This window comes from Pseudomonas sp. 910_21, assembly GCF_052850735.1.
Window position 1 is genome coordinate 20,928 of record NZ_VXCY01000011.1, and the last position, 26,707, is coordinate 47,634.

Genomic DNA, 26,707 nt, shown 5'->3' on the forward strand with positions numbered 1-26,707 from the left:
TGCCCTATGAGGAGTGGCTTTTATGCCTGAGCGAGTACGCCGCCTGCGAGCGGATTTCATTGACGTCCTGGATGAAGTGTCACCCTTGCTGGCCCGTGCCTATGAGCAACTCGGACCCGTACCGCAGGATCACGCATTGGCCCAGGCGGGCTTGGAGCATGGGCGGGAAATCGTGCTCGATTACCTGGAGCACAACGAGGCCGGGGTCGCCTTCGAGCATTTGCTGTACATGATCAATGAGCCACCTCTGGTGATTTCAGCGCATTGTCGGGCAGCTCTGTTGCGGATAGCCGAGCGCCTGGGGATGCCCCTGACGGCATGAGCAGGATCAAGCCTCATTCGCTTTCCTGGCGCCTGGCTGGCTCAGGTTGGCCGCGCCCAGGCAGTAGAACAGCCCGCCGGCGACAATGAACGCCCCCAGCATGTAGAAGATCCAGTGCGCCGGTTGGCTGGCCAGGACCATGCCGCAGAGTATCGGACCCAGGGCGCCGCCGAGGCTGGAGAGGTTCTGTGCGCCGTAGTACAGGCCCCGCAACGGCTCAGGGGCGATCAGGTCGATGAACATGTACTCGGCGGGAAACACGATGATTTCCCCCAGGGTGAACACCACCATCGACAGTACCCACAGCGGCAGGCTGGTGGACAGGCCAAACCCGCTGACCCCCAGCAGAAACAGCCCCAGCCCGGTTGCCAGCCAGCGGTTCAGATGGCGCGGGGAAATCCGCCGGCCAATGCTGTACTGCAAGGCAATCACCAGCAGGGCGTTGGTCGCCACCAGGGTGCTGATGATGCGGTAGGTGGCCTCTGGGGACGTGGTGATCACCAGGTACTGCGAGAGATAGGCCGAGAACTGGCCAAAGACCACGGCGCTGAGCAGGCCGCCGAGGGTGAAGCACACCAGGCGGTAATCGCGCAGCAGCTGTTTGCCCAGGGTCGGGAAGGAGAGCGGCGCTGGCGTTGCGCCGGCGCCGTCCAACTGTCTATCGCCCCAGATCAGATGGATTGCCAGGAACCCGGCACCCAGGGCAGCGGATATCAGAAACGGCAGGCTGATCTCCAGGTGCGCCAGCCCGGCGCCGAGAAACGGGCCCACGGCGTAGCCGATATTGGTCAGGGTGTACTTGATCGAGAAGGCTTCGCCGCGTTGCTCCACCGGCAGGCGCTGGGCAAAGCCGGCCTTGATCGCGATGTCGATCACCGCGTAGGCCAGGTTGATCAGCACCAGGCACAGGTAGAACAGCCACAGCTGGCGGGCCGTGAAGGTGCCGATAAAGCCCAGGGTGAAGAGTGCGCAGCAGCCGAGGATCAGGCGGTGGCTGGCGGTCCTGTCCACCAGGAAACCGCCATACAGGCTCAGCAGCGAACCGAGGATCAGGCTGCTGCCGATCACCAGGCCGATGTCGCTCACCTGCAGGCCGAAAGCGCTGTTCAGGTAGATCACCAGATAGGGCAGGGTGATGGCCCGGGCCAGGGTCAGCACCAGGGTGCCGGTGAGCAGCAGGTTGATTGCCTTCGGGTAGCCTTTCAGGGTGCGCAGCATCCGTGCCTCATCGTCCGTAGCAGGGTCTGGGGAGAATGCAGCCAGCTTACTGGGGAATCTGATTCTGTTTTATGATGATTTTTACCCAATGAATGGAATCAGATTCATGAATGCGAGGCGCCGATGTTTTCTTCCGAACGCTTGAAGGGGATCGATGTATTTGTCTGCGTCGCCGACTGCGGCAGCTTCAAGGGCGCCGCCGAGCGTCTCAACCTCACCGCTTCCGCCGTCAGCAAGGCCATTGCCCGGCTGGAGGGGCGGTTGCAGGCGCGGCTGTTCCAGCGCACCACCCGCAGCCTGGCGTTGACCGACGCGGGGACGGCTTTCTACCGCACCTGCAGCGGTGTGCTGGCCGATCTGGAAGAGGCCGAGCTGGCGCTGAACGCAGAAAACACCGAACTGCGGGGGCGGGTGCGCATCGATCTGCCCGGGACCTTTGGCCGCTCCCAGGTGTTGGCCGCCGTCTTGCGGTTCGCCCGGGAACACCCCGGCTTGCAGCCGCACATCACCTTTTCCGATTCCGCCATCGACCCGCTCGAAGCCGGCGTGGACATTGCCGTGCGCCTCGGCGGTTCGGGCCTGTGGCCGGCGGCGCTGGGGCATCGCTGCCTGGGCCGTGAGTGGCACCTGTTCTGTGCCTCCCCCGATTACTTGCGCCGCCATGGCACGCCGCTGACCGACCAGGACCTGGAGCGGCACCAGTGCATCGCCTATGGCTGGGTGGACGGCCGAGTCAGCCCCTGGAACTTCGCCACCGGGCGTCCGGGCGAGAGCGAGCGCCGGGTGATGTCCGCCAGTTGCGTGGTGGGGGATGGCGAGGGCTTGTTGATGACGGTGCTGGAAGGTTACGGGATCGCGCAATTGCCTTCGTGGCTGGTCAAGCAGCAGCTGGCGCAGGGCACCCTGGTCGAAGTGCTGCCGCAGTGGGCCAGCGAAGGGCAGGCGATTCATCTGCTGTGGCTGAAAAGCCGGCAGGGGTTGCCCAAGGTCAGTGCATTGCTGGAGGTGCTGGAACGAAATCTGGGGGGATGAACATGAAGAAAAATGGCAGGGGCGGCTGGATTCGAACCAACGCATGGCAGGATCAAAACCTGCTGCCTTACCGCTTGGCGACGCCCCTGTAGCTGTTGCGACGTTACTTGCTTTGACTGCCGGCCCGGGGAGGGCCGCTGCAAGAACGGGCGCAAATTTATCAATTTCTGCGCGGGCTGTGAAGCCCCAAAAGCAAAAAAATGAGTTTGAAAACAGCTGCTTAGTCTTTTTCAGTGCTCTTTTGCAGTCTGTAGGGCTCAGGTCGCCAGGTAAGCGGCCTGTGAATCCGTCAAGGGCCGGGCCATGTCCAGGGCGCGGCGGATGGCCCGCAACTCTGCGCCTTCAAGGGCGCGGCGGCCAAATTCATAGTCGTCACCCCCGGGGCCAAGGTGCACCGAAAGCAGCCCGAACAGTTGCCCGCCCACGTCTTCGATGAACATTTCCATATAGCTTTCGTACGGGGCGTGGGCGCAGAGGTAGAGCAGCCCCTGGACCTCGGCGCGACTGCAGTTGTCGATGGCCTCCCAGGTCAGGCAACTACCCTGTTCGCTCCCAATCAACGGCATGTGCCAGGCGTCCTGTACCAGCGGTTGGGCGCGCAGGGCCGCCGGCAGGGGCTGACAGGACAGGACCAGGAAGCGGTACCTCGGCCGGCCATGGTGGATGGCATTGCGTGGAGCAGGAGGTTCGGCTGCCAGACCGGTGATCCTGACCCGCAGCAGCTGGCTCAGGGCAATTTCCGAAGGCTGCTCGTTCCAGCCATTGAGGTCGGCAACCGGCGGGCACCAGATCAGTTGCAGGGTTTCGCCGATCAGGATGCCGTCCCGGTGCTGGAAGAAGGCCGAGTGTTCCTCGCCTACCACGGGCAGCAAGTCATGCAGGTGCAAGGTCGGCGCGCCGTAGTCGATGCCCAGGTCGGTGGACCAGAACAGTGGGGCGCAGGTTTTCAGAGGTGCCGGCATGGGAGCGAGCCTGTGATGGGGAGGGGGAGGGGGAGGATTCTTCGGCAACTGGCGCCGGATGTCACCTCTGTCTGACTCAATCGGCTACATCCCCTGGCGCGATGCGACCGTGACAGCGTCCAGCCGCGCACTAGTATAGGGAGCCTGAAGCAAGACCTATAAGAACAGCAGAAGGACACACGTATGCGACGCTGGAACGGCTGGGGGGATGCATCCACGGTGGTCGAATTGCCGGCCCAGGGCGCGGGGTTTCTGGCCGAGCGCCTGGGACCGGGGCGCCGCTTGCCGGAGGCGACTCTGGAACAGGCGCTGGCCAAGGTGCCGGCCTCTCGCCTTGCTGCCCACCCGCTGTATTGCATCGACCCTCAGGAGCGCCTGCTGCATGCACGCGGCCAGAGCCTGCCGGACTGGCTGGCCCTGCGCGAAGGCGAGCTGGGGGTTTATCCGGATGCCGTGGCCTTTCCGGAAACCGCCGAACAGATCCGTCAGTTGCTGGCCCTGGCCGAGGATCGCGACCTGTGCCTGATTCCCTACGGCGGCGGCACTTCGGTGGCCGGGCACATCAATCCGAGCGGGTCGGAGCGGCCGGTGCTGACGGTGTCCCTGACGCGCATGAGCCGCCTCCTGGACCTTGATGAAGACAGCCTGCTGGCCACTTTCGGCCCCGGTGCCAGCGGCCCGCAGGTGGAGAGCCAACTGCGGGCTCGCGGCTACACCCTGGGGCACTTCCCCCAGTCCTGGGAGCTGTCGACCCTGGGTGGCTGGGTGGCCAGCCGCTCCAGTGGCCAGCAGTCGCTGCGCTATGGGCGCATCGAGCAGCTGTTCGCCGGGGGCACCCTGGAAACCTTTGCCGGGCCGATGCCTATCGCGACTTTTCCGGCGTCTGCGGCCGGACCGGATCTGCGGGAAGTGGTGCTGGGCAGCGAAGGGCGCTTCGGAATCATTTCCGAGGTCAAGGTCAGGGTCAGCCGCTTGCCGGACGACGAGCGCTTCTACGGCGTGTTCCTGCCGGACTGGACCCAGGCCCTGCAAGCGGTGCGCGCCCTGGCCCAGGCCCGGGTGCCGCTGTCGATGCTGCGCCTGTCCAATGCCCTGGAGACCGAAACCCAACTGGCCCTGGCCGGCCATCCCACGCAGATCGCCTGGCTGGAAAAATACCTGGCCCTGCGCGGTGCGGGGCCGGGCAAGTGCCTGCTGACCTTCGGCGTGACCGGCAATCGCCAGCAGAACGCCTTGTCCCTGCGTCACGCCCGGCGGCACCTCAAGGGGTTTGGCGGGGTCTTTACCGGGACTTTGCTGGGCAAGAAATGGGCGCAGAACCGCTTTCGCTTTCCCTACCTGCGCGAAAGCCTGTGGAATGCCGGCTACCTGGTGGACACCCTGGAAACCGCCACCGACTGGAGCAATGTCGACCGCCTGTTGCAACGCATCGAGGGCAGCCTGCGGGACGGCCTGGCTGCCGTGGGCGAGCAGGTGCATGTGTTCACCCACCTGTCCCATGTCTATGGCGAAGGGTCGAGCATCTACACCACTTACGTATTCCGCCCGGACGTCCAGTACCCGGCGACCCTGGCCCGCTGGCAGGCCCTCAAGCACGCCGCCAGCCAGACCATCGTCAATCACCACGGCACCATCAGCCACCAGCACGGGGTGGGCAAGGACCATGCGCCGTACCTGTTGCGAGAAAAGGGCGCGCTGGCCATCGACACCCTGCAGGCCCTGAGCCGCCACTTCGACCCCGCCGGGCGCCTCAACCCCGGCACCCTGTTGGAGCAGTGAAGCCATGAGCCAGGACTGGAACGGCCAATGGCGCCAACAAGCGCTGTCCGGCCTCGGGGCACAAACCTGGGACCTGATCGTGATCGGCGGCGGTATCAGCGGCGCCGGGATTGTGCGGGAAGCGGCGCGGCGCGGCTGGCGTTGCCTGTTGCTGGAGCAGCGGGACTTTGCCTGGGGCACCTCCAGCCGCTCATCGAAGATGGTCCATGGCGGTTTGCGCTACATCGCCAAGGGCCAGTGGCGCCTGACCCGGGACTCGGTACGCGAGCGCCAGCGCCTGCTGCAGGAGGCCCCCGGGCTGGTGGAACCCATGAGTTTCCTGATGCCCCACTACCGCGGCAGGTTTCCCGGGCCCAAGGTGTTCGGTGGCCTGTTGACCCTGTATGACGCCCTGGCCGGGCGCCGCAACCACTGCTTTCACGATGCCGCGCACCTGCGCTTCCTGGCTCCGGGGGTGAAGGAGCCGGGCCTGCTGGGGGGCACCTGTTTCCTGGATGCCCTGACCGACGATGCGCGCCTGGTGATGCGGGTGCTGGCCGAGGCCCGGGCCGATGGCGCGCAGGTGTTCAGCGGCCTGCAGGTTACGGGACTGCTGCGCGAAGGCGGGCGGGTCTGCGGGGTCGAGATCGAGGACAGTGAGGGCGGGGCGCCGCAACAGCTGCGTTGCGCCGCTTTGGCGGTGGCCACCGGTGCCTGGGCCGAGCGCCTGCGCCCGCCGGGCAGTGCCCGCCAGCTGCGGCCCTTGCGCGGCAGCCACCTGTTGCTGCCGGGCTGGCGGTTACCGGTGGCCTATGCCTTCAGCTTCATGCATGCCGAGGACGGCCGGCCGGTGTTCGTCTTCCCCTGGGAAGGGGCCACGGTGGTGGGCACCACCGATCTTGATCACCGTGACGATCTGGACCAGAGCGCCAGCATCAGCCAGGAAGAGCTCAAGTACCTGCTGGCCGCCTGTGCCCAGCAGTTTCCCCAGGCTCGGGTGAGCGCCGCCGATGTGCTTTCGACCTGGGCCGGGGTGCGCCCGGTGGTGGCCGGCGCGGAAGGGGAGCAACAGGGCAAACCGTCCAATGAAACCCGCGAGCATGTGCTGTGGCAGGAGCCGGGCTGCGTGACCCTGGCCGGCGGCAAGCTCACCACCTTCCGGCCCCAGGCCATCGAGGTGCTGCAAGCCTGTGGGGCGATGCTCGGGCGCAGCGTGGAGGACGATGGCGAGCCGGTGTTCGCCCCCCAGGCGCCGGTGGATATTCCCGGGCTCAGCGCGGCTCAGTTGCGGCGCCTGGCCGGGCGCCATGGCCGCGACTTACCCCGAGTAGCGCAGCGGGTGGCCGAGCTGGGAGGCGATTGCGTTGGCGCCAGCGACACCCTGTGGGCCGAGCTGGCCTTTGCCGCCGAGGCGGAGATGGTTTTGCACCTGGACGACCTGCTGCTGCGCCGTACCCGGCTCGGTCTGCTGCTGGCCGAAGGCGCGGCGCAGTACTTGCCGGCCATCCGCCGCCTGTGCCAGCCCCGGCTGGGCTGGGACGACGCGCGCTGGCTGGCCGAAGAACAGCGCTATCGCGACCTGTGGCAGCGCCATCACAGCCTGCCCCCCGTCACCCCTTGATGCCCCAACCAAGAGAGCCGCATGGACAACCACAACAACAATAAGCAGGACTACCTGCTGGCGATCGACAACGGCACCCAGAGCGTGCGCGCGCTGCTGTTCGACCTGTCGGGCAACCTGCTGGGCAAGGGCAAGGTGGAGTTGGAGGCCTATTTTTCGACCCAGCCCGGTTGGGCTGAACAACACCCGGACTACTACTGGGCCAAGCTCGGCGAAGCCTGCCAGCGCTTGTGGCAGCAGACCGGCATCGACCGTTCGCAGATCCGCGGCGTGTCCCTGACCACCCAGCGCGGCACCCTGATCAATGTCGACGCCCAGGGTAAAGCCCTGCGTCCGGCCATCCTCTGGCTCGACCAGCGCCAGGCCGAGGTCGAGGGCCGCATCAAGGGGCCTTGGGGCTGGCTGTTCAAGCTGATCGGCGCCGAGGCCACGGTGGAGTACTTTCGGGCCCAGGCCGAAGCCAACTGGGTGGCCCAGCAGCAACCCGAGGTGTGGGCGGCCACTGACAAGTTCCTGCTGCTCTCGGGCTTTCTCACCCATCGCCTGACCGGCAACTTCGTCGACTCCGTTGGCTGTTGCGTGGCGTACCTGCCGTTCGACTACAAGCGCCTGCGCTGGGCCGCCCCCAGCGACTGGAAATGGCAGGCCCTGGCCGTGCGTCAGGAGCAGTTGCCGACCCTGCTCAAACCCGGTGAAACCCTGGGCCGGATCAGCGCCGAAGCCAGTCGCCACACCGGTATTCCGGAGGGCCTGCCGCTGATTGCCGCCGGTGCCGACAAGGCCTGCGAAGTGCTGGGCTCGGGCGTCCAGGATTCCACCACGGCCTGCCTGTCCTACGGCACCACGGCCACCATCACCACCACCCGTTCCCGTTACCTGGAAGTGGTGCCGCTGATCCCGCCGTACCCGGCGGCAGTGCCGAACCACTACAACTGCGAGGTGATGATCTTCCGCGGTTACTGGATGGTCAGCTGGTTCAAGCAACAGTTCGGCCTGCGGGAAGTGCAGCAGGCGGCCGAGCAGGGGCTGGAGCCGGAACAGCTGTTCGATGCCCTGGTCCAGGCGGTGCCGCCCGGGTCCATGGGCCTGACCCTGCAACCCTACTGGTCGCCGGGCATCCGCGAGCCGGGCATGGAAGCCAAGGGCGCAATGATCGGCTTTGGCGACGTGCACACCCGGGCTCATATCTACCGGGCCATCCTTGAAGGCCTGGCCTATGCCCTGCGCCAGGGCATGGAACGCATGGAGAAACGCTCCAAGCTGAAGATCACCCGCCTGCGGGTGGCCGGCGGCGGCTCCCAGAGCGATGCGGCGATGCAATTGACGGCGGATATCTTCGGCCTGCCGGTGGAGCGCCCCCATGTCTATGAAGCCTCGGGGCTGGGGGCGGTGATCGCCTGCGCGGTGGGCCTGGGCTTGTACCCGGACTTTCCCACGGCCATCAGCGCCATGACCCGGGTGGGCGCGGTGTTCGAACCGCAGCCGCAAGCGCAGCAGATGTACCAGCGGCTGTACAGCGAGGTGTACCTGCGCATGTACCGCCAGCTCAAGCCGCTGTACCAGAGCATTCGCGAGATCACCGGGTACCCGGCTTGAAGGCACGGCGGGCGCCGGCCAGGAGGGGCAAGGATTCCCTGTTCAAAAAAACTGCCTGCCTGGCAAGGCTCATCTATCGTCATCAAGGTGGACGGATCTCTCCGACAAACTGAACCGACGAGCTGAACATGAACCGCCAGGAAGCGCTGAACATCCTATGGAAGCGACTGTTCATCATCTTTGTGCTGCTGTTGGCGGCGTCCCTGGGGGCGGTCGCCCTGGCCGATGGCTACACCATCCCTTCGGTGGTGTTCATCGTTGGCAACATCGGCGGTTACGTGGGCTTTCACCGGCAACTGTCCCACCTCAGCGAGGAGGAGATCATCAGCCTGTGCAGCTCCTGGTTCAACGTGCTGCTGCCTTCGTTCATCGGCGGCATCCTGGCGGGCCTGCTGTACATCCTGTTTATCTCCGGGGTGGTGCAAGGGGAGCTGTTTCCCGAGATCGTCAGTGACAAGAGCTGCAACTACCCCGAGAACAGCTTCTATGTGATTTTCTGCCAGCACGCTGGAGGTTACGCCGCCTATGGCAAGTTGCTGTTCTGGTCCTTTGTTGCGGGTTTCAACCAGAATTACGTGGTCGATCTGATCGAAAACATCAAGGGCAGTAAAAAAGCACAGGGTGAAGCATGAGCGAAGACAGCAAAAACAAAGACAGCCAGGTCAAAGGCCCGGCGTCGTACTTTCCTTCCATTGAGAAAAACTACGGTCAGCCCATCAGCCACTGGCTGGAGCTGCTTGGCGCCGTCAGCGGCAAGAAGCACATGGAACTGGTGGCCTGGCTCAAGTCTGAACACGGCATGGGCCATGGTCATGCCAATGCCTTGGTGGCGCACTTTCTGGCGGGGGCCAAGCCCCCTTAGCGCTGCGTGCTGGACGCTGTGGCTTCGCCAGTGAAGGCGTGACTGCCGACATCCGCTTTCCTGGCGAAAAAAAGCCCAATTCCCCTGTGTTCTCTTGGTTCTTTCCTGCGTCGCAACTTGCATTGCCCCCTTTCTGCCTGTCGGAGTTTTCTCGATGTCTTCGCCAAAATCCTTGCCCACGGCCCTGTTGGGCCTGGCCCTTGCCTGCCCGGCAATCGCCGAGACCCGGAGCGTGGAGCTGGCCCCGGCGCAGGTCCTGGGGCAGGACCAGGGCGGCGAGGGACAGCGGCTGGCAGAGGCCGAGGCGCGGCTGGCCCAGGTGCCGGGCGCCAGCAATGTGGTGGACATGCGCCGGCCGCTGCAAGGCCGGGTCGCCAGCAACCAGGATGTGCTGGCTTATCAGCCCGGGGTCTACGCCCAGTCCGCAGGGAACGAAGGGGTAAAGATCTCGATCCGTGGTTCGGGCATCAACCGCGCTCCGGGTGCCCATGCTTCTGGGCTGTACACGATGCTCGACGGTCTGCCCCTGACCGGCCCCGGCGGCACCCCCTATGAGTTGCTGGAGCCCCTGTGGGTCGATCACGTAGAGGTGCTGCGCGGCGCCAATGGTTTCGACCGTGGCGCCCTGGCCCTGGGTGGCGCCATCGATTACGTCAGCCACACCGGCTACGACGCACCGCTGTTGCAGGTGCGCTACGCCACCGGCAGCCACGGTTATCAGCAGCGTCAGGTCAGCTCCGGGCAAGTGCTGGGGGATTTCGACTACTACGTCTCGCTGACCGATGCCAACGCCGACGGCTATCAGGACCACACCCGCAGCCAGAGCAAGGGGGTGATTGGCAACTTCGGCTATCGCTTCAATCCGAACCTGGAGACGCGTTTCTACCTGCGCTACCGCGAGACCGACAACGATCTGGCCGGGCGGGTCAGCAAGCATTCCATCGAGCACGACCCGCGGGCGGCCAACCCGGCCTACGTCAGCCGCGACGACCGTCGCAAGCAGCCGGGCAGCACCTTTGTCGGCAACAAGACCACCTATTACATCGACGACGATTCGAGCATCCAGACGGGCCTGGTCTACCACGACTACCCCATGGACTTGCGCGAAGGCCCCAACCGCCTGAAGGTGGCCTACAGCGACGTCAGCGGTACCTTCGACTACAAGCGCCGCGACACTCTCTGGGGCCGGGAAAGCCACAGCACCCTGGGCCTGCGGGTGACCAAGCACCTGCCCAATGACGGCGCCAGCGAGTTTGTGCGAATTCCTACCGGCAATACCAAGAACTTTGCCCCAGGCACGCGAATGCGCAATTTCACCTACCAGGGCTCGGATACCGTCCTGCACGTTGGCAATGATCTGGAAATCGCCGATGACCTGTGGCTGACCACGGGCCTGGCGGCCATCTACACCCGTCGTGAAAGCGCGGTGACCTACCCCGAAGGGGGCGGCAAGACCAGCCTCGGCGATTGGGACTATGCGCCGCGCCTGGGCCTGCGCTACCAGCTGAACCCGGATCTGCAACTGTTCGCCAACCTCAGCCGCTCGGTGGAAGCACCGCACCCCTGGTCGCTGATCTACAGTGCCAACCGGCGTTTCCCAACGGGTAGCGGCGTGGCCACGGGCGCTCAGCGCGATCCGATCGAGCTGCGCAATCAGACCGCCACCACCCTGGAGCTGGGCGGCCGCGGCGACAGCGCCCTGGGACAATGGAGCCTGGCCTGGTACTACGCCCAGGTGCGCCACGAACTGCTCTCGGTATTGCCGGACCCCAGCGCCACCACACCCTATGAACTCAACGCCAGCCCCACGGTGCACCAGGGCGTGGAGGCCAGCCTGCAGAGTGAACTGTGGTCGCAGCCGGGCGTCGGCCGCTTGAGCCTGCGCCAGGCCTACACCTTCAGCGATTTCCACTATCGCGACGATTCGCGCTTTGGCGACAACCGTCTGCCGGGCCTGCCGATGCACTATTACCAGGGCGAGCTGCGCTACGACTGGCCCCTGGGTTTCTTCGCCGCCGTCAACACCCAGCTGGTGTCCAAGGTGGCGGTGGACTATGCCAACAGCTACTACGCCGATCCCTACGCGTTGTTCGGCGCCACACTGGGCTACAACGCACCGAAGAACGACTGGCAGACCTGGATCGACCTGCGCAACCTGACCGACAAACGCTACGCCGCCACCGTGACCCCGGGCTACGACGACAAAGGGCAAGACTTGGCGCGCTCGACGCCGGGAGAAGGCTTGGGGGTGTACCTGGGGGTTTCCTGGAGCCTGCGCTGACAGCGGGGCGCCGAGATCAACAAGAACAAGTGCCCGCAATTGCGGGCACCTTGTACAGGCCTGGCCGCGTCAGCCCAGGCAGCAGCGGCTTACCACTGGCCCGAGAAGACGCAGGTCAGGGCTTCGATGGCGCTGAATTTCCACAACGAATCGCCGCAGTCGCTGGCGAAGGCGTGGGCGTTGGAAGCAGTGAGCGCCAGAGCGATGGCCGAGGCGTAGACGATTTTCTTGAGTGACATGGGAATACTCCTTGTTATGAATCCGCACGTTCTTGTGAGCGCCATCCTGAAGGGGGTGGTGCGGACTATAAGCTCGCCCTGAGCCAGGGACCATTAGCCCGAGTGTGCTAATGGCCCATTCCCATCATTGCGCGGCCTGGCGCTGACTCAGTTGCGAAAATACAGCTCGTCCAACTGCCGCCGGCGTATCACCAGGTACTCCTCCCAGACCTTGGGAAAGTCCTCGTCCCGGGTGAAGGGAAAGGTCAGGTAGACGGTGCGGCCGATCACACTGATGTACTCCCGCACTCGCTTGTACGCCGGTTGCTCCAGCAGCGAAATGTACTCGTCATAGGCGTAGTGGTAGTGGGAAACCGTCACCCGATGGGGCGCGATCATGCCGCGGGAAAAGTCGATCACCCAACCGTGACTCAAGTCGCTGCCCAGGTAACCGTAAACCCCGTCCTCGGAGAGGCTGATGGCTTTTCGTGCCTGCTCGCCATCTTCGTCGTTGACCAGCACGATCTGGGTTTCGAAATAGCGGATGGCCTGTTGCTCGGGGCCACGCAGCTGCAGGTTCCAGCCGACGGCGCCCATGCGGAATTCGCCTTGCTCGGTAAACTCGGCGGTCCAGCCATTGGCGAGGGTAATGCTGTGTGTGGTCATCGTTGTCCTGGTGATGGCTGTCCCTGAAGGTCGGAGATTGTACGTCAGCCGCTGCGCGAAACGGCAGGGGCCGTGGCGCCCCGTCAGTCATGCCGGCATGCGGGCCGGTGCGGATCGGGGCATGAAGCACGCAATGAATATCCTTGATGGGAAGCGCTTCAGCGCGGTGATCGCTCAGTCAGGCAGTGAGCGGCCCTGCAGGGTACGGCATAATGCACGGCCGTTTTACTTCAACCCAGGAATTGATCAGGAGGATCCGGCTGGCTATGTACAGACTTGGGCACATGATAGACAACCAGTGGGTGGAGCACAGTTATCCGCCTGTATTCGTGGTGGCGCCCATTGGCGAAGGGCAGCGCGTGGTGGCCGGCGTTCCAGGCTCGGACCCGCAAGTCCTGCTCAGCCTGCTGGGCTGCCTGGCCGAACCGCTGGTGCTGCTGTTCGTGCTGCACACGCCGCGGGACGAGTCGCAAGCGGGGCGTTACTGGAGCCCGCAACTGTCGCGTGAAGAGGTTGAAGATTTCATCCATGACTTCAAGCCATTCCTTTGTGGCGATAGCCGCTTTGATCTTTGGGTTCACTCGCCGGCGCAACAGGCCACGGTGGTCTGGGACCGACACAATCTGATCTACGCCTACGGCCCGCTTGACGACTACGCCAGCGCCTTGCGAGCGATTGGCTTCAGCCATGGCGAGCCGCAACTGCCGGTGCCCCATACGCATCACTACCATCCGCAGTTGGACGACCTTGGCAGACAGCTACTCGACCGGTTCGACTGGGAACACGCGCCATTGCGACCTGAGGATGAGCAGTGATGGCTCCGGGGTGATCCAGGCAGTTGCCTGGTCAGGCTTGTATCGGCTGACCAATGCAGCGATGGAAAACCTGTTCCATCGGTCTGAGATTGCCGTTGTAGGCTGCGATGTTTGCCTTGATCCATTCGCCGCCTTCGATTTCCCACCAGCTGATTTCAACCCCGGCATTCATGATGAGATGCTCAAAAAGGATTCGTTGTGCGCGGCCATTACCGTCACGAAAAGGGTGCACTACGTTGAGCTCGGAGTAAGTTTCTGCAACAGCGATTATCAACTCCTCGCGCTCCATACCTTCGAACCAGTTGGCCGCAGCCATGATCTTGAAGATCTTGTCCGCTTCTTTCTCTATATAGGCTGGTTGGCAGAATCGTGTGTCTTGCTTGAATATCCCCACTGTTCGAAGTTCTCCGGCCCATTCATACAGATCCGCGAACAGCGTCAGGTGGATGGTTCTGAGAGAGTCGAGCCCATAAGGAGGTGGACTGAATTCGAGGCTTTGCGCAGCAAGGGCAGAGAATAGTTGTTCGGCTGTGCTCAAAGGTCGGATCGTTGCGTATGCCGAGTTTGTTGCGCAGGACAGCAGAGCCGGGGTAACAGTAGGGGTCTTGGCCTACGCCATATTTGTCAGACATCAGGCGTCGGTCTTGGCAAAGGCCTTCAACAGTTCTTCACGGGAAGGCAGCGCGCGCTCAACGTCTGCCGGGGAAACCTTGAAGCCTTCCAGACGCAAGCTGGCTGCGTAGTTGGATTTACGAGTCTTGGCCGCGTATGCCCTTTTGGTTTCAAGACTGATGGTGCCCATGGGACTGTACCTCGATGGCGTGAGTGGGCGAATTATAGTCGATCCTGTTGGGGGTGGCAGCCATAGCCATCTGCAATCAAGCCCACTCATGCTCAGTCAATCTTTTGAATTCAGTGCAGGCCTCATCAAACTGTTGCCTGGAGAATTCTGCGCGTTGAGCGTTGCTGTTCCAGGCCACCGCAGTGACCAGTCCGCCGATCACTGTGACGGCTCGTCCAAAACGTTCCCAGATCAGCTTGTCTCCCCGTACCACCTGCTCGACCACGGCCACTGTGCAACTGAGATCCATGTCGTCGGGGCAGATCAGCAACGGGACGATGCTCGAGCAGTCCTCGCTCGCGGGAGCCAGTAACTGCCAGGCAAGTTCTGCGTGCTCGTCATCGATCAGCCAGCCCTGGGCCGGTACCAGCCCCTCGGTGCTGTCTGACCCCGAGCCATCGTAGATAACGCCCTTGATCCAACTGTCCAGGGGGACGCCATCGACGGTGAAGACGGGGTGGGGGGCCTTGGTGTATTTCGATTGATGCATTGCGGCGCGAAGGTTGTTCATGGGGCTCTTGCCAACGGGTTGAGCGCAAAAGGTCATGCGCAGTGGGGGACTCGACGGGGCGGCGTTGAGGATCGGGGCCGTTGCGGCCCCGGTCCCGGTTAGTCAGTGGCCGCTGTGCAATGCCGGAGTCCGTGGTGGAATCAGGCGCTTGCTGCCGGTGGCTTCGAAGGCCGAAGCCAGGTGCAGCAGGCTCGAATCGTCATAGGCACGCCCGGCGAAGGTCAGCCCCACCGGCATGCCGATGTCCGCCATGACGCCCATGGGCACGGTAACGGTGGGCACCCCCAGGTGGCGGATCGCAAGGTTGCCGTTGGCCACCCACACGCCGTTGCTCCAGGCGATGTCCGCCGACTCGGGGTTGATGTCGGCATCGGCCGGGCCAACATAGGCCACGGTGGGGAACAGCACGGCGTCCAGCCCCAGGCGATCCATCCATTCTTCCAGGTCGATGCGTCGGGTCTGCTCCAGGCCGCGCAGGCCGTCGGCCAGGGTGGCGATCTGGTCCCAGGTCTTGAGGCCGCGCTTGGCCATGTTCACGTATTGGTCCATGCCGGCGGCCAGGTCGTCTTCACGGTTGGGCAGGGTGCCCGGGTCGTGGGGGAAGATCTGCGGCCCGTCGACATCCGCCAGGCGGTTGAGCTTGGGATCGTCGTTGGCCCGCAGGAAGTCATCGAAGGCCCAGCCCGACAGTTCCCACAGCTCGTCATGCAGGAACTCCTTGCTGACCAGGCCGCGGTTGTACACCGTCGGCGCACCGGGGCGGTCGCCCTCGCAGTTGGACACCAGGGGGAAGTCCACTTCCAGCACTTGCGCGCCGGCGGCTTCCAGGGCACGGCGCGCCTGCTCCCAGAGGCTGATCACCGAGGGTCGGGTGTGGATGCGCTGGCCGGTGGGGCCGCCGATACCGGGCTTGTCACTGGTGCCGGCTTCCGGGTCGGCGTTGATGTACATGCGCGGCACGCCAAAGCGCTTGCCCTTGAGCGCCGCGGCATCGGCCGCCAGTTGCGGGTAGGACGCGGGGCGCACCGAGGTCACGCTGGGAATCGGCACCCAGGGCTGCAGACGCCACAGGTCGCCGCGGGTGTCCGGGTCCTCGGCCACCACCACGTCCAGCACTTCCAGCAGGTCGGCCATGGTGCGAGCGAAGGGCACTACCACGTCCATGGTCGGGGTCAGCGGCCAGTTACCGCGCACCGAAATCACCCCACGCGACGGCGTGTAGGCGCACAAGCCGTTGTTGGAGGCCGGGCCACGACCGCTGGACCAGGTTTCCTCGGCCAGGCCGAAGGCGGCGAAGCTGGCGGCGGTAGCCGTACCGGCGCCGTTGGAGGAGCCCGAAGCAAAGGGCGCGGTCAGGTACGCGGCGTTGTAGGGACTTTCCGCGCGGCCATACACGCCGCGCTGCATGCCGCCGTTGGCCATGGGCGGCATATTGGTCTTGCCCAGGCAGATGGCCCCGGCGCCCCGCAGACGCTCGATGGTGAAGGCATCGCGATAGGCCACCAGCTCGGCGAAGGCCGGGCTGCCCGAGGCAGCCGTCAAGCCCTTGACCAGATAGCTGTCCTTGGCGGTGTAGGGAATGCCGTCCAGCGGGCCCAGGGTCAGGCCCTTGGCGCGACGCTCATCGGCGGCTTCGGCTTCTTTCAGTGCCTCGGGGTTGCGCACCACCAGGGCATTGAGAGCCGTGGCGGTGTTCGGCCCGTCATAGGCCTCGATCCGCGCCAGATAGGCCTGGACCAGCTCCACGGAGGTGGTCCGGCCCGATTCCAGGGCGGCGCGCAGGTCGGCGATGGAGACTTCGGTGACTTCGATCATGGGGCTACCGCCGTTGGCTGGTGGGAGATGAGGTAAAGAGGGCGCAACGGAGCGCGGGTGTTCGGGTAATGGTTGTGCATGGTGATTCTCGTGGTACGGCTGGGCACGACAAGGGTGGCAAGGAAAACTGTGGGCCTTTTTAGCATCTAGTGCGGGGCAGAGGAACCGTTGAACTCGCCCAGGTAGTCCAGCGTCGGCGTGCTTTGCGGGGTGCGCTGATTGGGGCCGGATGCAGCCGATTGTTGGTCGCCATGAATCGACTCGCTGCCGACGACGATGAAGTGGCTGTAATGCCCCTTGATCCGCGAACGCAGCCGCTGTTGCTCGGCATCACTATGGATCAGCGATTCCAGGTATTGCGGGCCGTCTTCACTGTCGATCAGCTCGACGAAATCGGCGTCCATGTAGTAGCCCAGCTCCTGTTTGAGGCGCCAGCTGGGATTGCGTGCTTCCCAGGCGCTGAATTCGGCGGCGCTGACATCCGCTGCAGGTTCGGGCTCCCACTGTTCGAAGGCAAACAGTTCGGCCTCTGCCTGGTTCGGGAAGCGGGCGGCGAACAGGTAGAAAGGGAAGTAGTTCTCGGCTTCTGACATGGACGGCAAGGCTCCTTTCTTCAGATCAGGCTCTCGCGCTGCAGGTGGCTGACATGGCCAATGCCGGCGGCGCTCAAGCGCGCCGCCAGGTCTTCCCGGGCCTGGGCGCCGCCGTTGCGCACGTATTCCAGCTCCGAGGCGGTGATCAGCACCACCGGCACCAGGGTCACGGGGGACAGGGGCATGTCTTCCAGACGGGTCGGGAAGTCCGGGGCCGGGCCACCGATCAGCACCCCGGCGCAGTCGTCGGCGCTGACGAAGTGCGCGGGCAACTGCTCACTCATGGCCCGGGACTGGCTGACCCCAGGCAGCTCCAGGGACAGCACCCCGTAGCGTTCCAGGCGCGAGGTGTAGCCACCGGCATCGGCCACGGTGCCGGCCACGCAGCGCAGCAGTTCGAAGGTCCAGCTGTCGGCAAAGGGATAGACGTCGCCGACCGCGCCCTGGGCGTGGGCCGGAATATCCGGGGTTTCCACGAACAGCTCCATCTCGAAACCGTTGCCCAGATCGTCGCCTTGGACACCGTCGAACGGGTCGGACAGGCCCTCGGTGGCGAGGATGATGCCGTTGTTGCGGCGCACGATGCGGTAAGCCTGGCGCGTGGAAGGCCAATGAGGCCCGCCCATGAAGCTGGGGCTGATGGCAAAGCCCAGGACGTCGGCTTCGCAAGTACCGACGGCTTGCCAGTGGCGCTCGAGGCAGGCGGCGCCGGCTTCCATCAGGGCAATGCTGGCCAGGTCCGCTTCGCTGGGCTGGTACTGGGCGTAGGGCTCCTCTGCAGCGGTTGGCTCGCTGGCGGGCAGGGCGGGCTCGGCTTTTTGTGGCGCCGGCTTTTTAAAGACGCTGAGCAGCTTTTCCAGAAAGTTCATCGGGCGATCCTTGCGGGGCCCGTGCGTTGCATGCAGTGCACAGCGCACGGGTAGAAAGACAGGGGCGCGCATTGTGACCGGTTTGCCGTGCCCGTGGAAACTGACGGATACGTGTTGCTTGAAGCCTTGCCTTGCCGAAGCCGCCACCTGAGAATCCGCTCCGGCCCCCTATCAAGGAAAGTGATCTGCATGTCTTACCCGAAAAAGCTAAGCCCGGAGTTTTCCGGAGCACTGAGAACCTTCAGTTTCTGGGTCGCCAACGGCACCCTCGGCTACCCGTTGCTGGAAGGCGTCGACTATCGCAGTTGCCTCGGCGACGAGCCGAGTATGCTGGAAATGGTCTACGCCATCTTTGCCAATGTGCTGGAGCTGGACGAGCAGGGCGTTCCGGTGAATGCCAAGTACGCCGAGCACCGCGCCGCCCAATACATTCGTCAGTATTGCGACCCGGGCTACACGGCCCTGCCGGCATTCGAGGAATGGGAGCAGGAACTGTACGGGCCGCCCGATCGTGACGACAGCAAGCCCTGGCCCGCCGGCGTGGCCTAGGTTTCTCGACGGCTGGATGCAAGCGCCGGGCACTGTGGCTTCGAAACGATGAGCCCCTCATCAAGGCTTATGAATGTCGCTGATTTCGCAACGAGTAGAACTGGAACTATGAAATCCTCGGCAACTCCGAGCCTGAGTTGCACTGCCATATCTTTCCCCGTTATGCCTCGGAGCCGGAAGGCAAGCGCAGGATGCCGGTGTGGTTCTACGACTGGAAAACCGCGCCGCCCTATGTCGAGGCGGAGCATGGGGCGTTGCGCGAAAGAATCGCCCAGCTATTGGCCGTCTGCCTGTAGGAGCGAGCTTGCTCGCGATGATCGTCAACGAAAACGCCGCGCCCACTGGGGGAACGCGGCGTTCTTGAGTGCTTCGCGAGCAAGCTCGCTCCTACAGGTACAGGTACAGGTACAGGTACAGGTACAGGTACAGGTACAGGTACAGGGAAGGGCGGGGTGTCAGCGGTTGGCTGCGGTCCACTTGGCCCGCGCTGCGTGCAGCTTCTTGTAGCTGTCGATCAGCCGCAGGTTGGCCTCGTAGTCCGCCAGGTCCAGTTTGTCGTCCGGCGGCACTTCCAGCACCGCGTTCAGCGCCTGTTAGAACAGCCCGCGTTCGACGGTGTTGTTGTATTGCAGGAATATCTCCACCAGCTCCTAGGCCGGGTCGAGCTGCCCCAGGGCCACGTGGAGCAGCAGCCTCAGCTCCAGAATGGTCAACTGGCCCCAGGTCGTGTTGTTTCTGCCGGGTCTTCATGAAGCTGCGCGAAGGGCTCGTCGGCTCCAGCCCCAAGCCCGCGATGCGGGTCCTGCAGCGCTTGCGCCCGGGTCATCTGGAATTGTCGCTGGGCAGCCAGGCGTGCGCTCTGGTCGAGGCGCTTGCGTATGACATAAGTCACCTGGGAACTGACCAGGTCGAAGATCAGCGTGACACCGCCGCGGAACACATTGGCGCTGCCGTCCAGCGCATGCAGCGATTGGGTCAGCTCGACAACCATCTGTGACAGCAACTGCCCATCCGGGCCGACCCGGCGCAGTGGCCGCACCGAGTGGACCTCGATCCCGCGCATGTCGCAGGTCTGGCTGTCCTGGCCAATCTGCAGTTGATAGTTCGGGTTGGCCCGGCGAAATAATCCCAGTGCCGCCAGCTCGGCGTCGCTGACCCGTTTCGGGTCCGTCAACCAATGATGAAACTTTTTGGCGTTGTCCCTTGAGGTGGTCCAGGCCGATTCGCGGTGGGTCTGGAGAGTCCATTTCAGGCTCAGCTCCGGCAGGCCCCGGCACAGCTCGGTAAAGGGCTCCAGGGGCGGCTGCCAGCGCAAGGTGTCGACGGAGTAGCAGCGCAAACCTTCGGGGTAGATACCGCGGGCCATGAACGCGGAAGAAAAGGCCACGCGATAGCCGTAGGGGTCGTCTGGCACCAGGTCGTGGTCGGCGGTGATCAGGGCTCTGAGGAAGTCACCAAAAGTGATGTCCACCGGCGGGCAGTAGTCCAGTGCCCGGATGCAGATGGTGAGAATATGCTTGGCCACTTTGCTGGCCACGTCTGTCAGCGCATCCACCAGGTCGCTTTGCAGGGCCCCCTGAGGCAGTACTTCCGAGCCGTTGGTTGCCAGGCGAATGGGCACCCGGGCTCGCCGGGTGTAGACCTGCAGGAAGGCATCGAACACCGCCGACACCAGCACCGAGCCTCGCTCATGGGGCGTGGTCTGGCTTTGGTAGTCGCTGGCAGCCGGTGGGCGCCGGGTCCAGATGGGCTGGTTGTCGGCGTCCATGTCTGCGGTGCCGATGGCGTCCCGCAGGGCCTTGTAGTGCCCGGTGGATCTGCCGAACTGCACCGCCAGCCAGGCCAGCATCGACTGTTGGCTCAGGTCGCCCCGTGAGCGTGCCAGTAGCTCGCGCAGCGAATCGCGCAAGGTGAAGTGCTGGAACAGGGCAACGATGTCGGCGAAGCCCTCGTGAAAAGCCAGCACGTCCGGATTGGTCGGTTCGATGAAGCGCCGATGCAGGCCGTCGAGCAGGGCATGGGAGGTTTCGTGGGCGACGATATCGTGGGACAGCGCGGTGAAAATGTCCTCGCCGGCCATGCCGGCGTTGGCCTTGGAGGAGTTGAAATAGCCCAGCAGCAGGGCCTTGTGCTGTGGACTGTAGTAGGCGTTGGCCTTTCTCAATGCATGGGGGTAGATGCGCAGGCGCTGCACGTACTTCGAGTGTTTGCCGGTGATCTGCGGCGCCCAGAGCGCCGTGCGCCCCAGGGCTCTTTCGAAATAGCGGATGGTCTGCATCGCTACGGCGTACACCATCTGCTGGTGAAACTGCGGATTGGCCTCTGAAGGTTGCAGGCCATCGGTGGCCAGGAGCCGTGCGTCGTTGAGATCCACCGGGGCGTAGCGACAGTTACTGGCCGGGTCGATATCCACGACTTCAAGGTATTCGCCCATGGGGCCGGGCAAGAGGTTTTCCTCCCAGGGAACCGGCAGCGTGGTTTCGTTGATGGCCACCGTTTCCAGCTCGCGCCCAAGGGACGGGTCGTAGGCGTAAACCCGTAGCCGGCGGGCAGTGGGTGTGGGCGTTGCCGGCACCAGGGCATGCTGCAATTGCTGCTCGTTCAGCCCGGCAAAAGGCTGGCTGGGGTGTTGCGCCGAGGCGGAGCTGGCGCGCTTTGCTGTGCCAGGCGGCTCGGACTGTCCTGGTTGCAAGGCCCGGCGCAGGGTTTGCGAGGCCCGGGGGTGTTGAGCCAGGGCCTGGGCCAGGGCCACGCGCTGGTCCGGGCTCAGGGAGTCCGGATGCACATCCGGGTCCGGCAGGATCGCCTCGATTGCCGCCGATTGGGAAAGCTGCAAGGCCTCCAGCTCCAACATGCGTTGCTGGGCGTCGCCAAACTCCGTCATGCCCAAGCCGGTCAGGACCCGCAAAAAGGGGAAGGCGGCAGAGTCCGCAGCTTCCTTGTGCAGGCTTTCAGCGGCGGGAGGCGGCTTGTGGTAGGCGTCCAGGGCCCGTAGCTGGCCTCGTCCCAGCTTGTTCTGGTCGCTCGGGCTGGCGCTGGAAAACAGCGCCGCGCGCACCGCCTCCACACGCATCCACTGGTGTGGGTAGGCCTCCCAGGCTTGCTGATGGGCCTGAATCCAGATGGCCGCCGCTGCCGCGATTTGCGGGGTGGCCGATGAGGTGCCGCCGCCATCGCGATCGATCACGTTCGGACAACCGAACTTGGCCCGCGGAATGTTTGGCGTGTAGGCCGCCATCGCCGTGCGCATCTTGCTCTTTGGCCCGTAGTTGCCGGCCATCAGGGTGATCGGCAGGTCTGCATAGGGTTGGTGATCCTCCATTACCCCACAGGCAGCGATCACCCGGTTGAAACGCGCGGGAAACACAATGTGATGGGTGGGGGCGTTGCCGAAGTTGTTACCGGCTGCGGTAACCAGCAGTACCCCCTCGTCATAGAGGGCGTTGACCTCTTCGGCCCAGAGCTGGCTGGCCAGTCCGCCCATGCTCATCGTCACCACCTGCACTGCAGTTTCGGGGTGGCGGCACAGTTCGCGAACATAGCGCAGGGCTTTGACGATGGCGCTGTTGTAGAACAGCTCGACCCGGTTGGCGACCCGGATGGGGACGACCCTGACAAAGGGCGCCGCGCCGAGCCGCTTCATTGCGCTCAGGGGCTTGCCGGCGAGGATGCTCAGGGTCGCGGTGCCGTGCCCCGGGTTGCTGACCAGGCCGGATGAGGTATCGGAAGCATCCTGGGGGCGGTCTTCGTCGACAAAGTTGCGTTCCAGTGATTGTTCCAGGCGTTGCGGTAGGGATAGGTGACTGCGGTCGTATCCGGTGTCCAGGTGGGCAACCCTGACGGCTTGGGCCAAGGGCACTTCGGCGAGTTGGCTCAGCAGCGTATCGAATTGGCCGTGGGCGTCATCCTGATACCAGAAGTCGTTGTCGGCGGTGGGGTAGCGGGTGTTCTGCGGGTCGCTGGTGCAGGAGGCACTCAGCGCCAGTGCGGGGTCCTCTAGCTCGCCGCTGAGCCAGGTCTGGGCCAGATCCGGCTCGGCGAATACCGGCTGCGGCGCTCCCGCCAGGCCCAGGCCATCGCTGACCATTGCGTGGCACACGTCCCATGGGTTGAGCGTGTCCAGGGGGGTGGTGGATTCCACTAGATGCCAGACCGGCTCCCCGGGTGGCAACGCTGAAACCTCGGCGGACAGGGGCAGGGCGGTGAGTGAGCTACCGGCCAGGGACAGCGTCGCACCCTGGGCAACAGGCAGCATTTTGACGAGATAACGTTGAACCTGGGGCATGGGCCGGGGCTCCGTTAGCGCTGCAGCACAATCCTTTGCGGCACAGCCAAAACCGCAAGCCCAATCACTCGGCCGGCCAGTTTCCCGGCGAGCTGGTGATTGCTTCTTCAGCGTAGACACAGCGCCGATGCTGCTCACGCGAAGTGTGTGGCCGGCTGTCGGGATGGCCTTGGCATGAGGCTGACGGGGGGGCATTTGCCGCGCCTGGAAATTGATCCGCGAGGTCTTTCAATCCCCGCAGCCTGATCTAGGCTGATCTGCACGGCGCTTGTGCGGGCGCCCCGATGAAACTGCCGACAAGGCGGCAACCTCGCCGACCGGCCCGTGGAGATACAGCATGGAAGTGGGACAAACCGCCAGTGCAACCATTCAAGCCCGGGCCCCGTGGAATGACACCCGGATCGACCTGATCCAGGGCGGGGTCTATCAACTCACTGCCGAAGGGAAATGGTGGGACCTGTTCATCCACGCCGATGCCGATGGCTACCCGACCAAACTGTGGCCCCAGGGACATTTCGAGAGTCGGCGACGTGTACCTACGGCACTTTGGTTCTGCCTGGTGGGGGTGATTGCGAGTGTCGAGGGACGGGCGTTTGCCATCGGCAGGCATGCCCAGATAGAGGCCGAGACCCAGGGGCGCCTGTTTTGCTGCGCGAACGACGTGCCGGGCTACTACTTCAACAACTTCGGCAAGTTGCAGTTGCTGGTGCAGCGGGTTCGCTGACGCCGCTGATGCTGGCACTTGCCGCACCAGCGTCCCTATAGCCTGCAAGCAGAGGCACAAAAAACAGCCAGGCAATGCCTGGCTCGTTGATTGTGGCGGGCGCCTGTTACCGAGGCCGCCCGCCAGAGGCGCATGGACGGGGTGTCAGCGGTTGGCTGCGGTCCACTTGGCCCGCGCCGCGTGCAGCTTCTTGTAGCTGTCGATCAGCCGCAGGTGGCGGTCCAGGCCTTCGAGCTGCAGGTTGGTCGGGGTCAGGCCGTAGAAACGCACGCTGCCGTTCACCGAGCCGATCACAGCGTCCATCCGTTCGTTGCCGAACATGCGCCGCAGGTTGCCCTCGTAGTCCGCCAGCTCCAGTTCGTCGTCCAGTTCCACTTCCAGTACCGCGTTCAAGGCCTGATAGAACAGGCCGCGTTCGACGGTGTTGTCGTTGTATTGCAGGAACATCTCCACCAGCTCCTTGGCCGGATCGAACTGCTGCAGGGCCACGTGGAGCAGCAGCTTCAGTTCGAGGATGGTCAACTGGCCCCAGGCCGTGTTGTCGTCGAACTCGATGCCGATCAGGGTGGTGATGTCGGTGTAGTCGTCCAGCTCGCTTTCTTCCAGGCGTTCCAGCAGTGAGCGCAGACCATCTTCGTCCAGGCTGTGCAGGTTGAGGATGTCTTCACGGAAGAACAGTGCCTTGTTGGTGTTGTCCCAGATCAGGTCGTCCACCGGGTAGATTTCCGAATAGTCCGGCACCAGGATGCGGCAGGCCGTGGCCCCCAGGTGCTGGTACACCGCCATGTAGACTTCCTTGCCCAGGCCTTCGAGGATGCCGAACAGGGTGGCGGCTTCCTCGGCGCTGGCTTGTTGCCTTTCGCTGAAGCCGCTTTGGCTGGTGAAGTCCCACTCGACGAATTCGAAGTCCGCCTTGGCACTGAAGAAGCGCCACGACACCACGCCGCTGGAGTCGATGAAGTGCTCGACGAAGTTGTTCGGCTCCATCAGCGCCTGGCTTTCAAAGGTCGGCTGCGGCAGGTCGTTCAAGCCTTCGAAGCTGCGGCCCTGGAGCAGCTCGGTGAGGCTGCGCTCCAGCGCCACCTCGAAGCTTGGGTGAGCACCGAACGAAGCAAACACGCCACCGGTGCGCGGGTTCATCAGGGTCACGCACATCACCGGGAATTCACCGCCCAGGGACGCATCCTTGACCAGCACCGGGAAGCCTTGCTCTTCCAGGCCCTGGATACCGGCCAGAATGCTCGGGTACTTGGCCAGCACCTCCTGGGGCACATCCGGCAGGGCCAGTTCGCCTTCGAGAATCTGGCGCTTGACCGCCCGCTCGAAGATCTCCGACAGGCACTGCACCTGGGCTTCGGCCAGGGTGTTGCCGGCGCTCATGCCATTGCTCAGGTACAGGTTCTCGATCAGGTTGGAGGGGAAATACACCACCTCGCCGTCGGACTGGCGCACATAGGGCAGGCAGCAGATGCCGCGCTCGATATTGCCCGAGTTGGTATCGTACAGATGGGAGCCGCGCAGCTCGCCATCGGGGTTGTAGATGGCCAGGCAGTTCTCGTCGAGGATCTCTTTGGGCAGCTCATCCTTGCGCCCCGGCTGGAACCAGCGCTCGTCCGGGTAATGCACGAACTCGGCGTTGGCGATCTCTTCGCCCCAGAACTGATCGTTGTAGAAGAAGTTGCAGTTCAGGCGCTCGATGAACTCGCCCAGGGCCGACGCCAGTGCGCCTTCCTTGGTGGCGCCCTTGCCGTTGGTGAAGCACATCGGCGACTGCGCATCGCGGATATGCAGCGACCAGACGTTGGGCACGATATTGCGCCACGAAGCGATTTCGATCTTCATCCCCAGGCCCGCGAGGATCGCCGACATATTGGCGATGGTCTGCTCCAGGGGCAGGTCCTTGCCAGCAATATAAGTGCCTTCGCTGGAGCCCGATTGCGGCATCAACAGCGCCTGGGCATCGGCGTCGAGGTTTTCCACTTCCTCGATGATGAACTCGGGGCCGGTCTGCACCACCTTCTTCACCGTGCAGCGGTCGATGGAGCGCAGGATGCCTTGGCGGTCCTTGTCGGAGATGTCCGCCGGCAGTTCGACCTGGATCTTGAAGATCTGGTTGTAGCGGTTTTCCGGATCGACAATGTTGTTCTGCGACAGGCGGATATTGTCGGTGGGGATGTTGCGGGTCTGGCAGTACAGCTTGACGAAGTACGCCGCGCACAGCGCCGAGGAGGCGAGGAAATAGTCGAACGGACCCGGCGCCGAGCCATCGCCCTTGTAGCGGATCGGTTGGTCGGCCACCACCGTGAAGTCGTCGAACTTGGCTTCAAGTCGAAGGTTGTCGAGAAAGTTGACCTTGATTTCCATGGGGGGCACCGGCATCACAAAGCAAAAAATGGCGGGCATTATCCGGGATTTTGCGCGGCAGTGGGGCGGTTTTTGGCAATGGCGGACTGACGGGCCTTGGGCCGCGGTCGGGAGCCGGTGAACAGGGCGTTTGGCAGATGCTAATGTCGGCTAATCGGATAAAAGGTATTGGAGTCAATGACCACAGTGTTGAGTGAGGTTGATCTTCACAAGGTGTTGGAAACTATTGAAAACGGCTCCAGCCAGGACCTGAATCTTCTTTATGAGGGATTGCAGATCGATCGGCGTGAGCTCTTGAACCAGCTCGCAATTGCCGTGGCCCGGCTCTTTACCAGCGGTCGTCGCGACTTTCATGACTGCGACGCAGTGATGAATACCTTGTTCAGCGACATCGTTGACCTGTCCTTGAACGCGGACATGCCTGAGCCGGCCTTTTCCATCTACCTTGCGTTCGATGCGGGGGAGTATGGGCACAGCGGTGATGTGCAGGATGTGCTGCCCTGGGAGCGGTGGACGCGGCCGGAGCTGGAAAGGATTTTGCGGGATGTAGGTGCTGGAGAAGCTGGCGGCGTGCAGTAGGCAAATGTTTGGGGGAAAGAGGGCGGGTTCGCCCTGTTTCGCCCTACTGCTCAAGCATCAAGCTGCGCCAAACGATCTCTAGCGGTTCAACAGGCACAACTTCCGGTCGCCTTGCCTGCTTGTCCAGCACCTCAGCTGACGTCGCCGGATTTTGCTCTGGCGATGACTGCCAAGGCGACAGAAGGTTCTCAGGTTCGGCCCCCTTAGTTGAGTCATCGATAGATGG

General features: G+C 63.7%; 23 protein-coding genes, 1 tRNA gene and 3 pseudogenes. 13 read left to right on the forward strand and 14 right to left on the reverse strand.

Annotation, left to right across the window (positions count from 1 at the left end):
* The first annotated feature begins 22 nt into the window (after window positions 1–22).
* The gene (locus FW796_RS28395) at window positions 23–322 is read left to right on the forward strand and encodes a hypothetical protein (protein WP_346634222.1); all 300 of its coding nucleotides are present in this window, start codon (window positions 23–25) and stop codon (window positions 320–322) included.
* A gap of 6 nt (window positions 323–328) precedes the next feature.
* Here FW796_RS28395 and FW796_RS28400 read toward each other — a convergent pair whose 3' ends face one another.
* Entirely contained in the window at window positions 329–1,540 is a 1,212-nt protein-coding gene (locus FW796_RS28400; RefSeq protein WP_346634223.1) for an MFS transporter, read from the reverse strand.
* Window positions 1,541–1,663: 123 nt separating this feature from the next.
* Between FW796_RS28400 and FW796_RS28405 the strand changes: the two genes are divergently transcribed.
* Entirely contained in the window at window positions 1,664–2,572 is a 909-nt protein-coding gene (locus tag FW796_RS28405) for a LysR family transcriptional regulator (RefSeq protein WP_346634224.1), read from the forward strand.
* A gap of 13 nt (window positions 2,573–2,585) precedes the next feature.
* Here the strand turns inward: FW796_RS28405 and FW796_RS28410 are convergent.
* Together FW796_RS28410 and FW796_RS28415 are read right to left on the reverse strand one after the other, a co-directional pair.
* Window positions 2,586–2,660, reverse strand: a tRNA-Gln gene (locus FW796_RS28410).
* A gap of 169 nt (window positions 2,661–2,829) precedes the next feature.
* Window positions 2,830–3,534 carry a hypothetical protein gene (locus tag FW796_RS28415; protein ID WP_346634225.1) on the reverse strand — a complete coding sequence of 235 codons (705 nt, stop codon included), beginning with the start codon at window positions 3,532–3,534 and terminating at the stop codon, window positions 2,830–2,832.
* A 183-nt stretch (window positions 3,535–3,717) separates the two neighbouring features.
* Between FW796_RS28415 and FW796_RS28420 the strand changes: the two genes are divergently transcribed.
* The 6 genes from FW796_RS28420 to FW796_RS28445 all read left to right on the forward strand — a co-directional run bounded on the left by FW796_RS28420 (window position 3,718) and on the right by FW796_RS28445 (window position 11,652).
* Window positions 3,718–5,313 carry an FAD-binding oxidoreductase gene (locus FW796_RS28420; RefSeq protein WP_446440446.1) on the forward strand — a complete coding sequence of 532 codons (1,596 nt, stop codon included), beginning with the start codon at window positions 3,718–3,720 and terminating at the stop codon, window positions 5,311–5,313.
* 4 nt (window positions 5,314–5,317) lie between these two features.
* On the forward strand, window positions 5,318–6,913 hold the full coding sequence (locus FW796_RS28425; RefSeq protein ID WP_446440447.1) for a glycerol-3-phosphate dehydrogenase/oxidase: 1,596 nt from the start codon (window positions 5,318–5,320) through the stop codon (window positions 6,911–6,913).
* A gap of 21 nt (window positions 6,914–6,934) precedes the next feature.
* Window positions 6,935–8,509 carry an FGGY-family carbohydrate kinase gene (locus FW796_RS28430; RefSeq protein WP_446440448.1) on the forward strand — a complete coding sequence of 525 codons (1,575 nt, stop codon included), beginning with the start codon at window positions 6,935–6,937 and terminating at the stop codon, window positions 8,507–8,509.
* 128 nt (window positions 8,510–8,637) lie between these two features.
* Window positions 8,638–9,141, forward strand: coding sequence for a hypothetical protein (locus FW796_RS28435; RefSeq protein WP_346634228.1), 504 nt, complete (start codon window positions 8,638–8,640; stop codon window positions 9,139–9,141).
* Window positions 9,138–9,371 carry a DUF4287 domain-containing protein gene (locus FW796_RS28440; protein WP_446440449.1) on the forward strand — a complete coding sequence of 78 codons (234 nt, stop codon included), beginning with the start codon at window positions 9,138–9,140 and terminating at the stop codon, window positions 9,369–9,371. Before FW796_RS28435 ends, FW796_RS28440 begins: the two co-directional genes overlap by 4 nt.
* Before the next feature lie 154 nt (window positions 9,372–9,525).
* Window positions 9,526–11,652, forward strand: a complete 2,127-nt coding sequence (locus FW796_RS28445; RefSeq protein ID WP_346634230.1) for a TonB-dependent receptor family protein — start codon at window positions 9,526–9,528, stop codon at window positions 11,650–11,652.
* Between the two features lie 89 nt (window positions 11,653–11,741).
* On the opposite strand, the gene FW796_RS28450 is transcribed toward FW796_RS28445, so the two are convergent.
* A complete protein-coding gene (locus FW796_RS28450; protein WP_015635448.1) occupies window positions 11,742–11,891 on the reverse strand; it encodes a hypothetical protein in 150 nt (49 codons plus the stop codon).
* Window positions 11,892–12,038: 147 nt separating this feature from the next.
* Window positions 12,039–12,536 carry a hypothetical protein gene (locus FW796_RS28455; RefSeq protein WP_346634231.1) on the reverse strand — a complete coding sequence of 166 codons (498 nt, stop codon included), beginning with the start codon at window positions 12,534–12,536 and terminating at the stop codon, window positions 12,039–12,041.
* A gap of 284 nt (window positions 12,537–12,820) precedes the next feature.
* Here FW796_RS28455 and FW796_RS28460 point away from each other — a divergent pair, with 284 nt between their 5' ends.
* On the forward strand, window positions 12,821–13,351 hold the full coding sequence (locus tag FW796_RS28460) for a hypothetical protein (RefSeq protein WP_446440450.1): 531 nt from the start codon (window positions 12,821–12,823) through the stop codon (window positions 13,349–13,351).
* Window positions 13,352–13,382: 31 nt separating this feature from the next.
* Here the strand turns inward: FW796_RS28460 and FW796_RS28465 are convergent.
* The 6 genes and pseudogenes from FW796_RS28465 to FW796_RS28490 all read right to left on the reverse strand — a co-directional run bounded on the left by FW796_RS28465 (window position 13,383) and on the right by FW796_RS28490 (window position 17,980).
* Window positions 13,383–13,983: pseudogene (locus tag FW796_RS28465) on the reverse strand (putative adenosine monophosphate-protein transferase Fic).
* A complete protein-coding gene (locus FW796_RS28470; protein WP_346634233.1) occupies window positions 13,983–14,153 on the reverse strand; it encodes a YhfG family protein in 171 nt (56 codons plus the stop codon). The pseudogene FW796_RS28465 and the gene FW796_RS28470 overlap by 1 nt, the downstream one beginning before the upstream one ends.
* Before the next feature lie 76 nt (window positions 14,154–14,229).
* Complete coding sequence (locus tag FW796_RS28475) at window positions 14,230–14,703, reverse strand: hypothetical protein (RefSeq protein WP_446440451.1); 474 nt, start codon at window positions 14,701–14,703, stop codon at window positions 14,230–14,232.
* 102 nt (window positions 14,704–14,805) lie between these two features.
* Window positions 14,806–16,518, reverse strand: coding sequence for an amidase (locus tag FW796_RS28480; RefSeq protein ID WP_446440452.1), 1,713 nt, complete (start codon window positions 16,516–16,518; stop codon window positions 14,806–14,808).
* Between the two features lie 146 nt (window positions 16,519–16,664).
* The gene (locus FW796_RS28485; protein ID WP_446440453.1) at window positions 16,665–17,111 is read right to left on the reverse strand and encodes a hypothetical protein; all 447 of its coding nucleotides are present in this window, start codon (window positions 17,109–17,111) and stop codon (window positions 16,665–16,667) included.
* Between the two features lie 20 nt (window positions 17,112–17,131).
* A complete protein-coding gene (locus FW796_RS28490) occupies window positions 17,132–17,980 on the reverse strand; it encodes a suppressor of fused domain protein (RefSeq protein WP_446440454.1) in 849 nt (282 codons plus the stop codon).
* Between the two features lie 189 nt (window positions 17,981–18,169).
* On the opposite strand from FW796_RS28490, the gene FW796_RS28495 reads away from it, so the two are divergent.
* Window positions 18,170–18,529 (forward strand): DUF7677 family protein, encoded by a 360-nt coding sequence (locus FW796_RS28495; RefSeq protein WP_346634238.1) that lies wholly within the window; start codon window positions 18,170–18,172, stop codon window positions 18,527–18,529.
* Window positions 18,530–18,633: 104 nt separating this feature from the next.
* Window positions 18,634–18,825, forward strand: a pseudogene (locus tag FW796_RS28500) (hypothetical protein); the annotation flags it as partial.
* Window positions 18,826–18,984: 159 nt separating this feature from the next.
* Here the strand turns inward: FW796_RS28500 and FW796_RS28505 are convergent.
* Together FW796_RS28505 and FW796_RS28510 are read right to left on the reverse strand one after the other, a co-directional pair.
* A pseudogene (locus FW796_RS28505) lies at window positions 18,985–19,263 on the reverse strand (OsmC domain/YcaO domain-containing protein); the annotation flags it as partial.
* On the reverse strand, window positions 19,239–22,814 hold the full coding sequence (locus tag FW796_RS28510; protein WP_446440455.1) for a S8 family serine peptidase: 3,576 nt from the start codon (window positions 22,812–22,814) through the stop codon (window positions 19,239–19,241). The gene FW796_RS28510 and the pseudogene FW796_RS28505, both read right to left, overlap by 25 nt.
* A gap of 337 nt (window positions 22,815–23,151) precedes the next feature.
* Between FW796_RS28510 and FW796_RS28515 the strand changes: the two genes are divergently transcribed.
* Window positions 23,152–23,538, forward strand: coding sequence for a hypothetical protein (locus tag FW796_RS28515; RefSeq protein WP_346634240.1), 387 nt, complete (start codon window positions 23,152–23,154; stop codon window positions 23,536–23,538).
* A 144-nt stretch (window positions 23,539–23,682) separates the two neighbouring features.
* Here FW796_RS28515 and FW796_RS28520 read toward each other — a convergent pair whose 3' ends face one another.
* Window positions 23,683–25,902, reverse strand: a complete 2,220-nt coding sequence (locus FW796_RS28520; RefSeq protein ID WP_446440456.1) for an OsmC domain/YcaO domain-containing protein — start codon at window positions 25,900–25,902, stop codon at window positions 23,683–23,685.
* Between the two features lie 177 nt (window positions 25,903–26,079).
* On the opposite strand from FW796_RS28520, the gene FW796_RS28525 reads away from it, so the two are divergent.
* Window positions 26,080–26,481, forward strand: coding sequence for a hypothetical protein (locus FW796_RS28525; RefSeq protein WP_346634242.1), 402 nt, complete (start codon window positions 26,080–26,082; stop codon window positions 26,479–26,481).
* The last annotated feature ends 226 nt before the right edge of the window (window positions 26,482–26,707 follow it).

Excerpts from the sequence above, each read along its gene's own strand:
- FW796_RS28400 (WP_346634223.1), bottom strand. The coding sequence starts at position 1,540 with ATGCTGCGCACCCTGAAAGGCTACCCGAAGGCAATCAACCTGCTGCTC.
- FW796_RS28520 (WP_446440456.1), bottom strand. The coding sequence starts at position 25,902 with ATGGAAATCAAGGTCAACTTTCTCGACAACCTTCGACTTGAAGCCAAG.
- FW796_RS28435 (WP_346634228.1), top strand. The coding sequence starts at position 8,638 with ATGAACCGCCAGGAAGCGCTGAACATCCTATGGAAGCGACTGTTCATC.
- FW796_RS28420 (WP_446440446.1), top strand. The coding sequence starts at position 3,718 with ATGCGACGCTGGAACGGCTGGGGGGATGCATCCACGGTGGTCGAATTG.
- FW796_RS28480 (WP_446440452.1), bottom strand. The coding sequence starts at position 16,518 with ATGATCGAAGTCACCGAAGTCTCCATCGCCGACCTGCGCGCCGCCCTG.
- FW796_RS28485 (WP_446440453.1), bottom strand. The coding sequence starts at position 17,111 with ATGTCAGAAGCCGAGAACTACTTCCCTTTCTACCTGTTCGCCGCCCGC.
- FW796_RS28455 (WP_346634231.1), bottom strand. The coding sequence starts at position 12,536 with ATGACCACACACAGCATTACCCTCGCCAATGGCTGGACCGCCGAGTTT.
- FW796_RS28395 (WP_346634222.1), top strand. The coding sequence starts at position 23 with ATGCCTGAGCGAGTACGCCGCCTGCGAGCGGATTTCATTGACGTCCTG.
- FW796_RS28525 (WP_346634242.1), top strand. The coding sequence starts at position 26,080 with ATGACCACAGTGTTGAGTGAGGTTGATCTTCACAAGGTGTTGGAAACT.
- FW796_RS28405 (WP_346634224.1), top strand. The coding sequence starts at position 1,664 with ATGTTTTCTTCCGAACGCTTGAAGGGGATCGATGTATTTGTCTGCGTC.
- FW796_RS28445 (WP_346634230.1), top strand. The coding sequence starts at position 9,526 with ATGTCTTCGCCAAAATCCTTGCCCACGGCCCTGTTGGGCCTGGCCCTT.
- FW796_RS28460 (WP_446440450.1), top strand. The coding sequence starts at position 12,821 with ATGATAGACAACCAGTGGGTGGAGCACAGTTATCCGCCTGTATTCGTG.
- FW796_RS28425 (WP_446440447.1), top strand. The coding sequence starts at position 5,318 with ATGAGCCAGGACTGGAACGGCCAATGGCGCCAACAAGCGCTGTCCGGC.
- FW796_RS28415 (WP_346634225.1), bottom strand. The coding sequence starts at position 3,534 with ATGCCGGCACCTCTGAAAACCTGCGCCCCACTGTTCTGGTCCACCGAC.
- FW796_RS28430 (WP_446440448.1), top strand. The coding sequence starts at position 6,935 with ATGGACAACCACAACAACAATAAGCAGGACTACCTGCTGGCGATCGAC.
- FW796_RS28490 (WP_446440454.1), bottom strand. The coding sequence starts at position 17,980 with ATGAACTTTCTGGAAAAGCTGCTCAGCGTCTTTAAAAAGCCGGCGCCA.
- FW796_RS28450 (WP_015635448.1), bottom strand. The coding sequence starts at position 11,891 with ATGTCACTCAAGAAAATCGTCTACGCCTCGGCCATCGCTCTGGCGCTC.
- FW796_RS28495 (WP_346634238.1), top strand. The coding sequence starts at position 18,170 with ATGTCTTACCCGAAAAAGCTAAGCCCGGAGTTTTCCGGAGCACTGAGA.
- FW796_RS28440 (WP_446440449.1), top strand. The coding sequence starts at position 9,138 with ATGAGCGAAGACAGCAAAAACAAAGACAGCCAGGTCAAAGGCCCGGCG.
- FW796_RS28475 (WP_446440451.1), bottom strand. The coding sequence starts at position 14,703 with ATGAACAACCTTCGCGCCGCAATGCATCAATCGAAATACACCAAGGCC.
- FW796_RS28470 (WP_346634233.1), bottom strand. The coding sequence starts at position 14,153 with ATGGGCACCATCAGTCTTGAAACCAAAAGGGCATACGCGGCCAAGACT.
- FW796_RS28515 (WP_346634240.1), top strand. The coding sequence starts at position 23,152 with ATGGAAGTGGGACAAACCGCCAGTGCAACCATTCAAGCCCGGGCCCCG.
- FW796_RS28510 (WP_446440455.1), bottom strand. The coding sequence starts at position 22,814 with ATGCCCCAGGTTCAACGTTATCTCGTCAAAATGCTGCCTGTTGCCCAG.